This window comes from Pseudoalteromonas sp. GCY (genome assembly GCF_016695175.1).
GTDB lineage: Bacteria > Pseudomonadota > Gammaproteobacteria > Enterobacterales > Alteromonadaceae > Pseudoalteromonas.
In genome coordinates this window covers 3604519-3618367 of the sequence record NZ_CP068023.1, presented here as the reverse complement: position 1 = coordinate 3618367, position 13849 = coordinate 3604519, and the positions used below count along the sequence as shown (strand labels likewise).

At 44.3% G+C, this 13849-nt stretch carries 12 protein-coding genes; 9 read left to right on the top strand and 3 right to left on the bottom strand.

What is annotated here, in order from left to right:
- Positions 1–2: 2 nt before the first annotated feature.
- A complete protein-coding gene (locus JJQ94_RS21635; protein WP_099030417.1) occupies positions 3–830 on the top strand; it encodes a sulfurtransferase in 828 nt (275 codons plus the stop codon).
- A 79-nt stretch (positions 831–909) separates the two neighbouring features.
- On the opposite strand, the gene JJQ94_RS21630 is transcribed toward JJQ94_RS21635, so the two are convergent.
- On the bottom strand, positions 910–1878 hold the full coding sequence (locus JJQ94_RS21630; protein ID WP_010374260.1) for a class 1 fructose-bisphosphatase: 969 nt from the start codon (positions 1876–1878) through the stop codon (positions 910–912).
- A 154-nt stretch (positions 1879–2032) separates the two neighbouring features.
- On the opposite strand from JJQ94_RS21630, the gene JJQ94_RS21625 reads away from it, so the two are divergent.
- On the top strand, positions 2033–4456 hold the full coding sequence (locus JJQ94_RS21625) for a zinc-dependent metalloprotease (RefSeq protein ID WP_099030416.1): 2424 nt from the start codon (positions 2033–2035) through the stop codon (positions 4454–4456).
- Positions 4457–4501: 45 nt separating this feature from the next.
- Here JJQ94_RS21625 and JJQ94_RS21620 read toward each other — a convergent pair whose 3' ends face one another.
- Both JJQ94_RS21620 and argE read right to left on the bottom strand, forming a co-directional pair.
- Positions 4502–5479, bottom strand: a complete 978-nt coding sequence (locus JJQ94_RS21620) for a heme-binding protein (RefSeq protein ID WP_099030437.1) — start codon at positions 5477–5479, stop codon at positions 4502–4504.
- A 276-nt stretch (positions 5480–5755) separates the two neighbouring features.
- Positions 5756–6904, bottom strand: a complete 1149-nt coding sequence (gene argE, locus JJQ94_RS21615; protein WP_099030415.1) for an acetylornithine deacetylase — start codon at positions 6902–6904, stop codon at positions 5756–5758.
- 176 nt (positions 6905–7080) lie between these two features.
- Between argE and argC the strand changes: the two genes are divergently transcribed.
- The 7 genes from argC (at position 7081) to JJQ94_RS21580 (ending at position 13799) form a co-directional block, all read left to right on the top strand.
- On the top strand, positions 7081–8091 hold the full coding sequence (gene argC, locus JJQ94_RS21610) for an N-acetyl-gamma-glutamyl-phosphate reductase (protein WP_172439941.1): 1011 nt from the start codon (positions 7081–7083) through the stop codon (positions 8089–8091).
- Positions 8088–8867, top strand: coding sequence for an acetylglutamate kinase (gene argB / locus JJQ94_RS21605; RefSeq protein ID WP_099030413.1), 780 nt, complete (start codon positions 8088–8090; stop codon positions 8865–8867). The genes argC and argB overlap by 4 nt, the downstream gene beginning before the upstream one ends.
- Before the next feature lie 9 nt (positions 8868–8876).
- Positions 8877–9797: an ornithine carbamoyltransferase gene (locus JJQ94_RS21600; protein ID WP_099030412.1), complete on the top strand. Its 921-nt coding sequence runs from the start codon at positions 8877–8879 to the stop codon at positions 9795–9797.
- An 11-nt stretch (positions 9798–9808) separates the two neighbouring features.
- On the top strand, positions 9809–11020 hold the full coding sequence (locus JJQ94_RS21595) for an argininosuccinate synthase (RefSeq protein ID WP_099030411.1): 1212 nt from the start codon (positions 9809–9811) through the stop codon (positions 11018–11020).
- A 14-nt stretch (positions 11021–11034) separates the two neighbouring features.
- Positions 11035–12900, top strand: coding sequence for an argininosuccinate lyase (argH, locus tag JJQ94_RS21590; protein WP_099030410.1), 1866 nt, complete (start codon positions 11035–11037; stop codon positions 12898–12900).
- 177 nt (positions 12901–13077) lie between these two features.
- Entirely contained in the window at positions 13078–13236 is a 159-nt protein-coding gene (locus tag JJQ94_RS21585; RefSeq protein WP_172439937.1) for a hypothetical protein, read from the top strand.
- 35 nt (positions 13237–13271) lie between these two features.
- Positions 13272–13799: a hypothetical protein gene (locus JJQ94_RS21580; RefSeq protein WP_099030409.1), complete on the top strand. Its 528-nt coding sequence runs from the start codon at positions 13272–13274 to the stop codon at positions 13797–13799.
- The last annotated feature ends 50 nt before the right edge of the window (positions 13800–13849 follow it).

Below are 13849 nucleotides of genomic sequence, written 5' to 3'. Positions count from 1 at the left end.
GCATGAAGCATGTGGTAGATAGGGAATGGCTCTTTGCAAACCTCTGCAAAGTGAAAGTATTGGATGCTGGCATTGTTAAACCGGGTCAGTCAGGCCCTTATAGCGCCCCTGCAATCATTCAAGGCGCGCTGCGTTTTGATATTAGTGGCGCTCTGGCTAATCCTCATGCTAAATCACCCAATATGTGCTGCAGTCCAGCTCAATTTCAAGCAGAAATGCGACAGCTAGGTATCAACCAAAATGATGTGTTAGTCGCTTACGATGATAAGGGTATGTTTAGCGCTGCCAGAGCTTGGTATATGCTCAAAATGATGGGTCATAAACAAGTGTATGTACTGGATGGCGGATTACCTGCTTGGTGTGAAAAACAATACCCTTTGAGTCAAGCATACACGCAAGTCCAACAAGCAGGAAACTTTGTCGCTGTATATGATGAAACTGCATTTGTTGATAAAACTGCCGTGCTTAGTAATATTGACGCTGAACTGAGCTACCTATTCGATGCTAGAGGTGCAAAGCGCTTTACTGGTGAAGAGCTAGAGCCTCGTGCAGATATGCGCAGCGGTCATGTGCCTAAAAGTAAAAACCTGCCATACACGAGTTTGTTAAATGCCGATGGCTGCTTTAAACCACTCACTGAGCTTGAAGTGTTATATAGCGACTTATCAAAGGATAAAACTAAGCCTCTGATATTCTCTTGTGGCTCAGGTGTTACAGCTTGTATTTTAGCGCTGGTGGCTGACGAGCTAGGTTATAAACATTTAACGGTATATGACGGCTCGTGGAGTGAATGGGGCGCTGATCCCGATATGCCCGTTGAGAAGAGTTAATCCACTATTTAATGTGAAAAAGGTGCCAATGGCACCTTTTTCATTTGCGAAACGAGCTGTTTCCTCGCTTCAAAATAGATCACTTATGATAAGCAAGGCAAGCTTCAACTTCGTGCTTTGAACCTAAGATAACACCAACGCGTTGATGTATTTCTTCAGGTTGAATATCCAAAATGCGTTCACGACCAGTGTGGGCAATACCGCCAGCTTGCTCGATAAGCATCGCCATTGGATTGGCTTCGTAAAGTAGGCGAAGTTTAAACGGCTTGTTTGGATCTTTACGATCTTCAGGGTAAGTGAATAGTCCGCCACGGCATAATACGCGGTGAACATCGCCAACCATTGCCGCTATCCAGCGCATATTGAAGTTTTTACCACGTGGTCCGGTTTCACCTTCAAGTAGATCGGCAATGTAGTTTTGCATTGCTGGGGTCCAGTGGCGCTGGTTTGACGCGTTGATGGCAAACTCTTTGGTATCTTCAGGAATGGCAGCAAAGTCTTGCGTGAGTAGGAAGCTACCGTGTGTTTTGTCCAGCGTAAACAAGCGAGTCCCCTTGCCTGTTGATAGCGCTAACATGGTTGATGGGCCATATAACACATAGCCCGCTGCAACTTGTTTATGACCTGGCTGCATAAAGATCGCAGGATCGCTAGGGTCTGAACCTTCAGGTGCTTCCATAATAGAGAAAATAGTACCGACTAATGAATTAATGTCGGTATTTGATGAACCATCCAACGGATCGAAAGCGACAATATAGTTCGCTTTTGGATTGCCGGCGACGGTGTAATCTTCTTCTTCAGAAGCGATGGCTTTGACATAGCCAGATTCAAGCAAAATATCTTTCAATAGTTGATTTGAAAGTACATCGAGCTTCTTTTGCGTTTCACCTTGAATGTTCTCATCTAAGGTTGAACCTAATACACCTGAAAGTGCACCTTGGCCAACACGGAACGATATTTCTTTACATGCCGCGAGAATGGTTCGGATTAGAGAAACCAACTCACGAGAACAACCATCTTCAATTAACACCGGAGGGAGTCTACGCATTTTTTAAATCCTGATCACCTTGTGTTTATGGCAATAAATAGTGTGAGAGGTGCCATAAACAGCGCTGTAATTCGTCTTGAAAGGCTGTAAATTGTATACGATTTCATATACAACTGGGGTTAAGCCTCAAAACCATAAATAACAAAGAGCAGCCATGAGAAAAATAACGTGCTTCACTCAAACTGTATCCGCTTTGCTACTGTGTATGATAACCCAAGCACACGCAGCAATTAAGTCTATTGATGAATTTACTGCCAGTTTTAATCATCATCCCGGTTTTTACGCTTTCTATAGCGATGATTCGAGCGGCAAACTGTACTTAGACATCGACAAACTAGACGCCCCTTTCTTGTTACAGCATAGTTTACCTTATGGTGTAGGTTCGAATGATATCGGTTTAGACCGCGGTCAGCTAGGCGGTACGCACTTAGTTCAGTTTGAACGTTTTGGTGATAAGGTCATGCTGCGTGCTATCAACACTTATTATCGCGCAAGTGCGAATAATATGGCCGAAAAGCAAAGCGTTAAAGAGGCTTTTGCCTCAAGCATTCTACACGGGTTCAACGTGGTTGCAGAAGATAAAGACAGTGTTTTGATTGACTACACGCCTTATCTACTCAGCGATGTGCATGGTGTTTCTCGCACGTTGGCAGATCGTAATCAAGGTAGTTTTAGCTTAGACTCAAGCCGCAGCGCTGTGTTTATGTCGCGCTCAAAGGCATTTGTTAAAAACACAGAACTTGAAGCCGTGTTGACATTCAAAGGTACAAAGCCTGGTGAATATGTACGCCAGGTGAGTGCAGATCCTTATGCGCTTACAGTACATCAGCACCATTCTTTAATTGAGCTGCCTGACGATAACTACCAGCCACGTGCGTTTCATCCGCAATCGGGTTATTGGAGTATCGAGCACAAGGATTACTCTGCACCGCTTGGACAGTCAATGTTTGTGCGTTATATCCCACGCCACCGTTTACAGAAAAAAGACCCAACAGCACAAATCTCAGAGGCCGTAGAGCCAATTGTTTACTATCTTGATCCTGGTGTACCTGAGCCTGTCAAAACTGCATTACTTGATGGCGCTAAATGGTGGGATCAAGCATTTGAAGCTGCCGGCTACAAAAATGCGTTTCAAGTCAAAGTACTTCCTGAAAATGCCGATCCCATGGATATTCGCTATAACGTGATCCAATGGGTGCATCGCGCTACTCGAGGGTGGTCATACGGCGCGTCGGTGATAGACCCACGTACCGGTGAAATTTTAAAAGGTCACGTGACGCTAGGTTCGTTGCGTGTCCGTCAAGATATTCTTATCGCCGAAGCACTTTCTGCACCATTTGTTGAGGGTAATGAGGTGACTGAGCGACTTCATGCTATGGCGCTAGACCGTATTCGTCAGTTGAGTGCACATGAAATTGGCCACACGTTGGGCATTGCGCACAACTTCTCAGCGTCGGTGAAGGCTCGCGCGTCAGTCATGGACTATCCTCATCCGCTGGTAGGATTTGAAAATGGCCAACTGGATATCACTAAGGGCTATGCAAAAGGCATGGGCGCGTGGGATACGCAAGTGATTAAATATGGTTATAGTGATTTCGGTGGTGCTGATGAAGCCACTGAGCTTGCAGCTATTCTTGCTGAGAATAAGGCGCAAGGGCTTGAATTTATCTCTGACTCTGACGCCAGAGCACAGGGCGGAGCGCACCCAACTGCGCACCTTTGGGATAACGGTGCAGATCCTGCTGCCGAATTACTACGCGTGCTGGATGTCCGCAAGCAGGCGTTGAATACCTTTGGTATTCACAGCATTCAAAAAGGAGTTGCTCTGTCGCAGCTAGAGGAGAAACTGGTACCACTGTATCTTTTCCATCGTTATCAGGTTGAAGCCGCAGTAAAATTGATTGGCGGCGTGGATTACGACTACGAAGTTCGCGGTGACGAGGTGATAAAAGGGGCGAAAGTCGTGGCTAAAGAGGCGCAGCAAAATGCGGCCAATGCGCTTTTGAGTACGCTGTCGCCTGCGGCGTTGACTATTCCTGACTCTATTTTGGCGTTAATACCTCCTAAGGCTTACGGTGAGTACAAAACTCGCGAAAGTATTAAAGGGAGAACAGGGCTAACCCTAGATGCGATGGCATTACCAGAAGTCGCCGCACAACATAGTCTTGACTTGCTGCTTAATCCACAGCGATTAAACCGTCTTGCACAGCAGCACGCACGTGATACTCAATATTTTGGTACACAGGCGCTTTTAGATGCTTTATATCAGCAAGTATTTGCTCAATCAGGCAGCAAAGGTATGGCTCAAAAGCTACAGCAACGAGTGCAATACCTAAGTGCTACTAAGCTTGTAAAACTGAGTAACAACGATAAAGTCGCACCTGAAGTGCAGGCGCAGTTAAAGTTTTATTTAGCAAAAGTTGCGAAAGACTTTAATCAGTCGTCGGTATTTAGCGATGTTGCTTTTGAGCAAGCGTTTAAACATATGCTCGCACAGCAAATCAATCACTACCTAGATTCAGGAGAGTGGCCCGAAAGTTTTAAGGCGCTTGAAATGCCGCCAGGCTCACCAATTTAATCAAACGTGCACTTCGGAAATAGGGGCTCAGCAGCGCCCCTATTTTTATGCCTTCTTGACCATAGTATTGGTCGTAATGTGAGGGAAAGTTACGAGTTGACCAGCGATCGGAATTTCCATTGTGATATTTTGCGAATACTGCAGCTGCGTGAAGTTATCACTACCGTCAAGTGACTCAAGCCAATAGCTAATCGCGTAGCGACTAACTTTTGCATGTTGTTGTTCAAAGCCAATATTCGTGACTGGGATCCCTGAATGCGCGGTATCGACCTCAAGTAGAATAAATTTCTTGGGAGGAGAAACTTCTAAGGCATTATTTAAAGGCTGGTTTGGGTTGAGTGTAAAGTCAGGATTTAAGTTACCAACACTTTTGGTGGTGTATTGAGCTGTACTGATCCCATGGGGTAATCCCATAGGTAAAATATCATTTTGGCTCAGCATTGGGATCGTCGGGACACCAGTACCTGATTGAAAATGCCCACTGGCTAAAATGGAATTCCCGTGGGGAACTGACATTTGTTTTATAAAGTCATAAGTTTGAGTTGGCGCCACACTGTTTGGTACGGTTTCATTGCCAAGCCCTGGATTTTCACCATTGCCATACGGGCCAAGTAATTGCTTTGCGTCCGATAAATACAACAACGAACCATTTTCCGCATGGACTAGCTGATCTTTCGCTGGACCTTCTGCAAAATAAACTCTTTGTTCGTAAAATAAGGTATTAGCGACCTGTGTACCAAATCCTCCTCGATTTGGTGCGGTGCCATGGATGGCTGAGAAAGTAAGCTCTTCATAATAGGAGAAATTTTTAAGAATATAGCTGGCTTCTTGAGGTAGTGGCATTAAGCAGTAAGAAAATGGTTTGTCGGGGCCACCCAATCCTGAGTTGGCCAAGGGTTGGTTGGTCCAAGTGCCGACCAAGTGTTGCAGTGGACCTAAGCTGGTGGTTGGAGCTGCTGGGTTGCTCTGGACTGGATCAATAAGTAATGGTTGCGATAGGTCTGGTGGTGTTGTTTCAGTCACGGTTATATCCTCGCTAAATTGCTTGCGAGCACCTCGACTAATTCTAGGGCCTGTTGACCTTTTCTGCTGCAAAAACAAACTTGAAAGATCGACCGGCCCTAGATACTTTTGATTTGGCGCCCGCACTATGATCCCTGTCATGACCGCTCAGCGATGACGGGATCTTCAACCATCACTGCAATGCAGTTAGGTATAGTGCAGACTGTGAATATGGCAATTACATATCATTACAGCAATATCATTGCCTGAGTGTGAAGTGATGAACTCGCCAATCCGCTAAGCAAAGCAACTTTCTCTTATTAGCTGCTTAATAATATCCTGACTTGGCTGGATTTTTTCCATTGCTAAAAACTCGTTGGGTTGGTGTGCTTGATTAATTGACCCCGGTCCCATAACGATAGTTTCGCAGCCTAGCTGCTGTAGAAATGGTGCTTCGGTACAGTAGTTTACAGCAATTGCTTGTTGTCCTGACAGGCGCTCGGCCATTTTCACTAAAGCAGAATCCGTCGAGCCAGTAAAAGCCGGAATGGGTTCGTGCATATCTATAACCGAGACACTATTCGGATAATGTGTATTGATTGGTGCTACAGCTGCCGTGAGCATGGCTTGTAGCTCTTTGATGCTCAGACCAGGCAAAGGGCGCATATCAATATGTAGTTCACAACAGCCACAAATACGGTTGGCATTGTCGCCGCCATGAATGTGTCCAAGGTTTAAAGTTGGGTAAGGAATAGCAAAATGTGGAGTTGAATATTTATTCTTTAATTCTTCTCTTAACTTTAATAAATTTGCAATCACCTGATGCATGATTTCAATGGCATTTAAGCCGCGCTCTGGATCTGAGCTATGGCCTGAGCGACCAACGATGCGGATAGCGGTCGTCATATGGCCCTTGTGGGTAAATACTGGCACCATATCGGTGGGTTCACCAATAATACAGCGCGCCGGCTTCAAGCTTGGATGTTTTGCGATTTCCTGAGCACCAGCCATAGTGGTTTCTTCATCGGCGGTGGCTAAAATCATGATAGGTGCATTTTGCTGTAATTCATCAAGCTCTGAGATTGCATTCAATACGAAAGCAAAAAAACCTTTCATATCAATACTTCCAAGACCATATAATTTATTATCTTGCTCGCTTAATTTAAAAGGATCAAATTGCCAGCGGCTATCGTCGAACGGCACGGTATCCGTGTGGCCGGCCAACATTAATCCACCATCGCCATTACCTCGTCTTGCAATTAGATTATATTTTCCTTTTGCATGTTCAAGCTCTGTTACTTCGACGGTAAACCCTAACGTTTCGCACCACTGTGCGAGTAGCTGGATCACATTCTGATTGCTCATGTTGAGACTTTCTTCTAATGCACTGATAGATGGCGCGGCGATCAGTTGCTGATACATTTCCATAAAAGCGGGCAATTTCATAAAAATTCCTAAAATACTTATTCAAAGTTCTTGCATAAAAATATAAAGATGTTTAGAGTGAATATCAATTCACTTTTTTAGCATAAATATATTTTGGAACAGCAATGCGACGATTTGACTTCAACAATTAGCAGAACCAATCCTAATCAAACTTTTTTAATCTTGAGAACACTATGTTGAAAGTATCTATAATCGGAGCGAGCGGCTACAGTGGCGCTGAGCTTGCTAAGCTGGTTGCCAAGCATCCTGCCTTCACACTTGCGCATTGCTTTGTATCTGAGCAAAGCTTAGACAAACACAAATTCATCAGCGATTTATATCCAGAATATTCGGGCTTACTAGATATTGAGCTGCAACCCTTAAATGAGCAAGCTTTTTCGTTGATAGAGCAATCATCGGATTATGTGTGTTTATGCACGGATCACAAGGTTAGCGTAGAACTTGCACCGGTATTTTTACAGATGGGCAAACGGGTTTTTGACCTATCTGGAGGTTACCGTTTATCTAGCAATGAAGACTACGAAACTTACTACGGTTTTTCTCACCCACATCAAGACTGGTTAGCGCAAGCGCAATACGGGTTAGCTGAATGGTATGGCGATGCTATTAAAACGGCAAAGTTAGTAGCGGTCGCGGGCTGCTATCCGACGGCGGCACTCAATGCACTCAAGCCATTACAACAAGCTGATCTGATAACAGAGCAACCAGTTATCATCAATGCTGTTTCTGGTGTTACCGGCGCGGGTAGAAAAGCGAATGTCGCCACACACTTTTGCGAAGTATCTCTTGCACCATACGGTTTGTTTACGCACAGACATAGTCCAGAAATAGAAAAATACCTTGAACACCCAGTGTTGTTTACGCCGCATTTAGGGAATTTTAAGCGTGGTATCTTGGAAACGATCTACGTCACTCTGAAAGAAAATGTCACCTCAAATCAAGTCGATGCAGCTTATCAAGTGCTTGCCGATGAGCCGTTGATCAGATTAAAGGGGAGTCAACTTCCATCAATCAAAGCTGTTGAAAATCAACCTTTTGTTGATATCGGTTGGCAGCAAAAGGGCAATCAACTGATTGTAGTGGTCGCGATTGATAACTTGCTTAAAGGTGCTGCAGGCCAAGCTTTACAGTGTATGAACTTGGCGGCGGGACTTGAGCATTATCAAGGTTTAGGAGTATCTGCATGAGCAAACAAACTTGGGTGATAAAACTAGGTGGTGCGGTGTTGAATCAAGAGGGTGCAGCGCAAGCATTGTTTTCAGCTATCAAGCAAATTCAACAGGATGCACCACACAAGCAGTTTGTGATTGTTCATGGTGGCGGTGCGCTGGTTGATAAGTGGCTGACCGATGCCGGTTTTGCTACTGCAAAACATCAAGGACTGCGGATCAGTCCGCAGGAGCAAATGCCCTATATTGTTGGTGCACTTGCAGGCTGTGCTAATAAGCAACTGATGGCGGATGCCATTACCGCTGCGCTCAAGCCTGTTGGATTGTGCTTATATGATGCAGGGTTTTCCACAACTCAAAAGCTTAAAGCGCTTGGCCGTGTGGGTAGCTGTGAAGCGAGTGAAGGTGGCATGCTTGAAGCAGTGTTGGAGTTTGATAGGTTGCCTGTTGTTAGTTCAGTTGGTATTGGCGCTGACGGCCATTTATACAACGTGAACGCGGATGAAGCAGCAGCTGCTATCGCCAGTAAACTTGGTGCAGAACTTATTTTTATGACTGACGTTGAGGCGGTACTTGATGGCGATAAACAGCCATTAAATCAACTTAACGCGGAACAGATTTCAACGTTAATCGCGCAAAAGGTCATTGTGGGCGGGATGGAGGTCAAAGTTAAGACCAGTCTTCACGCTGCCCAACACTTACGACGAGGGGTGTACATCTCTAGCTGGCAAAAGCCAGAAAATTTAATTGCGTTGCTCAATGGTGAGCACGTAGGTACACAAATTCTGCCGTAGGAAAACATCATGACTAAGCATTTTTTAACTGGTTTGGAATTAGACCAAACTAAAGTTTTGAACTTATTAAAGCTTGCAAAAAATATTAAAAATCAACCGCAAGAATATAACCAAGCCTTAGCTGGCAAGTCGATAGTCACGCTATTTGAAAAGCCGAGCTTAAGAACGCGGCTGTCGTTCGATATCGGTATTCATAAATTAGGCGGCCATGCTGTGTATTTAGATCAGCAAAATGGTGCAATGGGTGCGCGTGAATCCGTAAAAGATTTTGCGCTTAATATTTCGACTTGGGCCGATGGCCTTGTGGCTCGTGTAAATCACCATAGTACGCTTGAGACGCTCGCTGAGTTTTCGTCTGTGCCTGTTGTGAATAGCCTATGTGATTTATATCACCCTTGCCAAGCGTTGGCTGATTTTCTCACCTTATTTGAAACTTATGATGATGTCAGTCAGATCAAAATCGCTTATCTCGGTGAAGGCAACAACGTAACACATTCATTAATGTTGCTTGCGGCAACATTAGGTACTGATTTTGTGGCGGTTTGTCCTAAAGGCCATTCTCCAGATGCACAAATTGTAAAGCAAGCTGAACAAATTGCAGCGGTAAATGGTGCCTCGGTTTTGGTCAGTGATCGGGTAGAAGCGGCGGCTGGCGCCAATGTGCTCTACGCTGATACTTGGGTTTCGATGGGGAATAAAACGCCACTTGAACAAGTGAAAGACACCTTTATGCCATATCAAATCAACCAACAATTGGTTGAAGCGTGTGGCGCACAAACCATTTTGCATTGCCAGCCAGCACATCGTGAGTTTGAAATTACTTCCGAAGTGATGGACGGGCCAAAGTCAAAAATTATTCAACAAGCTGAAAACCGCATGCATGCCCAAAACGCATTGCTGGTATCGCTGTTAAACAAAGATTACGTTTGAGGTTAAAGAACATGAGCAAGATTAAAAAAGTGGTACTGGCTTACTCTGGTGGATTAGACACATCAGCGATTGTGCCATGGTTAAAAGAGAACTACGGTTGTGAAGTTGTCGCCTTTGTTGCCGATGTAGGTCAGGGTGAAGAAGAACTGGTTGGGGTTGAAGAAAAGGCAATCGCATCGGGTGCCTCTGAGTGCTATATCGTCGACTTAAAAGAAGAAATGGTTAGCGACTATATTTATCCAACCCTAAAAACTGGCGCTATCTATGAAGGGACATATTTACTGGGTACTTCGATGGCGCGTCCTATTATCGCCAAAGCACAAGTTGAAATCGCTCGTAAAGTTGGCGCGGATGCACTTTCTCATGGTTGTACAGGCAAGGGGAATGATCAGGTGCGTTTTGAATCTTGCTTCTCAGCGCTTGCGCCTGACCTTAAAGTGATAGCTCCATGGCGTGAGTGGTCGTTATCAAGTCGTGAATCGCTGCTTGACTATCTGGCTGAGCGTAATATCCCTTGTGCAGCCTCTGCCACCAAAATTTACAGTCGTGATGCCAATGCTTGGCATATTTCTCACGAAGGTGGTGAATTGGAAGATCCATGGAATGAGCCAAGCGATCAGGTTTGGACCATGACTAATTCTCCAGAAGCCGCACCGGATCAGCCTGAATATGTGTCGGTATTAATCGAAAAGGGTGAAATCATCGGTGTTAACGGTGAGCGTTACAGTCCTTATCAGTGTCTAGTTAAGTTAAACGAGATTGCAGCACCGCACGGTGTTGGTCGTGTGGATATCGTTGAAAACCGCCTCGTCGGCATGAAATCTCGTGGCTGTTATGAAACACCGGGGGGCACTGTGATGATGGCTGCGTTACAAGCGATAGATGAGCTGATCTTAGACAAATCTTGTCGTAAATGGAAAACCGCGCTTAGCGAAGAGTTTGCACACTTAGTCTATGACGGTCGCTGGTTTACCCCACTGAAAGATTCAATTCTAGCTGCCGCAGAGTCTTTCGCACAGCAGGCAACTGGCGAGGTGGTACTTAAGCTTTATAAAGGCCATGTACATGCAGTGCAAAAGCAATCAATCAATAGCTTATACAGCGAAGATTTTGCCACATTTGGTGAAGATGACGTATATGACCAATCTCATGCGGAGGGATTCATTCGTCTATTCTCATTATCTAGCCGGATAGCGGCATTAAACAAGCAAAAGCAGTCTTAAGGTAGGAGAGCGAGATGGCATTATGGGGCGGCCGTTTTTCATCAGGTCCTGATGAGGCATTTAAGCAATTTAATGATTCTCTGCCATTTGATTATCAATTGGCAGAGCAAGATATTGTTGGCTCTATCGCGTGGGCGGGTGCGCTAAAGCAAGTAGATGTATTAACTGAAAGCGAACATCAGCAGATCATTTCAGCGCTGAAACTGCTTTTGGATGAAGTGATTGCTGATCCGCGTAGTGTAGCAACTGCGGGACATGAGGATATTCATTCTTATGTTGAAGCTAAACTTATCGACAAAGTGGGTGATTTAGGTAAAAAGCTGCACACAGGTCGAAGCCGTAACGACCAAGTAGCCACTGACTTTAGACTGTGGAGTCGTAAAACGGCGCAGCAACTGCTTGTGGCACTGAGTTCACTAAAGCAAGCTCTAGTAACACTCGCAGAGCAGGAACTTGGTACTATTTTGCCAGGGTACACCCATTTACAGCGTGCTCAGCCAGTACTCTTTAGTCATTGGTGCATGGCCTACGTTGAGATGATTGAACGTGATGAGTCGCGCTTAAATAATGCGCTTGAAAGGTTAAACGTGTGTCCGCTTGGCTCAGGTGCACTTGCGGGGACTGCTTATCCTATCGACCGTGAAGTGTTGGCCGTTAACCTTGGCTTTAGAGAAGCTTCTCGTAATAGTTTAGATGCGGTCTCTGATCGTGACTTTGTGGTTGAGCTACTCAGTTGCGCGTCTATTTCCATGATGCATTTATCTCGTTTTGCTGAAGATTTGATCTTTTACAATTCTGGTGAATCTGGCTTTATTGATTTGGCCGATAGCGTGACGTCCGGCTCATCCTTGATGCCACAGAAAAAGAATCCTGACGCCTTAGAGTTGATCCGTGGCAAAACAGGCCGAGTTTTTGGCGCCTTTAGCGGCATGATGATGACGCTTAAAGCTTTGCCTTTGGCCTACAACAAAGACATGCAGGAAGACAAAGAAGGCCTATTTGATGCCATGCCAACTTGGCTTGCGTGTATTCATATGGCTGAAGCATGTGTTAAAGGAATTAAGGTTAATGGTGATAAAACGTTAGCGGCGGCAAAAGGTGGTCACGCCAATGCGACAGAGCTTGCTGATTATCTCGTTGCTAAGGGGATCCCGTTTAGGGAAGGTCACCACGTCGTCGGTGAATTAGTGCAGTTGGCAATTAGTAAGGGGCAAAACCTCGAGGATCTGAGCTTAGAAGAATTCCAGCAAGTCAGCGCAGTAATTGCAGAGGATGTCTACCCTGTACTCGAAATTGACGCTTGTATTGCCGCTCGTAAAGCATTAGGCGGCACCTCATTGCCACAAGTAACCAGTGCCATTAAAACGGCAAAAAAAAAGCAAAAAATCCTAGTACGTGATGCCAATTTAGATGATGTTGAAGCGATTGCAGGATTGATTCAATACTGGGCTAAAGTAGGTGAGAACCTACCGCGAGCGAAAAGTGACATGATCCATAGTATCAATGAGTTTGCGGTGACAGAGGTCGATGGCAAAGTGACCGGGTGTGCATCTTTGTATATTTACGACACTGGGCTTGCTGAAATCCGCTCTTTGGGCGTAAACCCCGAAAGCGAAATAAAGGGACAAGGGCAACTTTTAGTCGAGCATTTGCTAGTGAAAGCCAAAAAATTGGCACTCAATCGTATAATTGTGCTAACTAGAGTGCCGGGCTTCTTTATGAAACAAGGTTTTAACAACTGTACCAAAGATAGCTTGCCTGAAAAAGTAATGAAAGACTGCGAGTTGTGTTTGCGCAAAGATAACTGTGATGAAATTGCGATGGATTTCATTATAAAACAAACATCTAGCTTAAGTATTCCGTGTAAATTCGTGGCTTAACATCCAGCTTTTATAAAATCAAAAAGAGTGCTAACAAGCGCTCTTTTTGTATGTAAATCAACCGATTGAATTTATCTTAATAAATATTGGCATACCCTGTGCTTAGTAAACTCCGATAATTTTTAGATGACTCACTTTTAGAGTTAAGACTAATTTGTAAATATTGAGGGAAATTTCATGATAAAAACAATCCTAGCGAGAAAAAATCAAGCTAAAACAACTGGTCAAACAAAGTCGCTTTCTGATAAGGTAATTCTAACTGAGTCTGTATTAGGTAAAGTATCAGGTGCTCGAGGTGGCGGTGGCATTCTTATTAAAGACCCGCAAATCAACTAGTAAATTCAAACTAGCGAGTTCCGATCAAGTCATCTATGTATTTTGATCTTACAAAAATTGGTATATTTTTTGACTCGATAGTGGTGGTCGGTCTGGTGACCGGCTTCCTTCTCAATCTCCTCTTCTATGTATTAAAAATAAAAAGCAATTTATCTCTCGTCGTGACCAGTGGTGTGGTTGCCTTGTCCTATTTGATTAGTAATGTATATCTAGATTTAGTCCAAGCGGATTACACCTTGTATCTGATGTGGTTTTTTTATGACTTACTGACGATTGCGCTATTGATAGGCATAAACTACAAACTCAAAGGACCTTGGTGTAATGCGTTACATTATGTGTTTTTATTCTTAACGATAAATTCTCTGCTTTATTTAGGGCTTTACATAGATTTAGCGATATTTGAAACTCGTGAAGAGTGGTGGTTCTGGAGTGTATATTCTGCTGCGGTACTTATTTGCGATTCTATGATTGTGATAAGCCTGATCATTGATAAAGATTGGCTCAGTCTAATAAAGCTGTTGCGAAAAGCGGGTTTTAAAGTTGAGCGTGCCAATAACAATTGATAGTTGATGTGTGAACCAATTTGACTTGAGGAAACGCATAGCGATGGCTT

Coding starts and splice junctions, on each gene's coding strand:
- JJQ94_RS21580 (WP_099030409.1), top strand. CDS start 13,272: ATGTATTTTGATCTTACAAAAATTGGTATATTTTTTGACTCGATAGTG.
- JJQ94_RS21595 (WP_099030411.1), top strand. CDS start 9,809: ATGAGCAAGATTAAAAAAGTGGTACTGGCTTACTCTGGTGGATTAGAC.
- JJQ94_RS21585 (WP_172439937.1), top strand. CDS start 13,078: ATGATAAAAACAATCCTAGCGAGAAAAAATCAAGCTAAAACAACTGGT.
- JJQ94_RS21630 (WP_010374260.1), bottom strand. CDS start 1,878: ATGCGTAGACTCCCTCCGGTGTTAATTGAAGATGGTTGTTCTCGTGAG.
- JJQ94_RS21625 (WP_099030416.1), top strand. CDS start 2,033: ATGAGAAAAATAACGTGCTTCACTCAAACTGTATCCGCTTTGCTACTG.
- argH (WP_099030410.1), top strand. CDS start 11,035: ATGGCATTATGGGGCGGCCGTTTTTCATCAGGTCCTGATGAGGCATTT.
- argB (WP_099030413.1), top strand. CDS start 8,088: ATGAGCAAACAAACTTGGGTGATAAAACTAGGTGGTGCGGTGTTGAAT.
- JJQ94_RS21600 (WP_099030412.1), top strand. CDS start 8,877: ATGACTAAGCATTTTTTAACTGGTTTGGAATTAGACCAAACTAAAGTT.
- JJQ94_RS21635 (WP_099030417.1), top strand. CDS start 3: ATGAAGCATGTGGTAGATAGGGAATGGCTCTTTGCAAACCTCTGCAAA.
- argE (WP_099030415.1), bottom strand. CDS start 6,904: ATGAAATTGCCCGCTTTTATGGAAATGTATCAGCAACTGATCGCCGCG.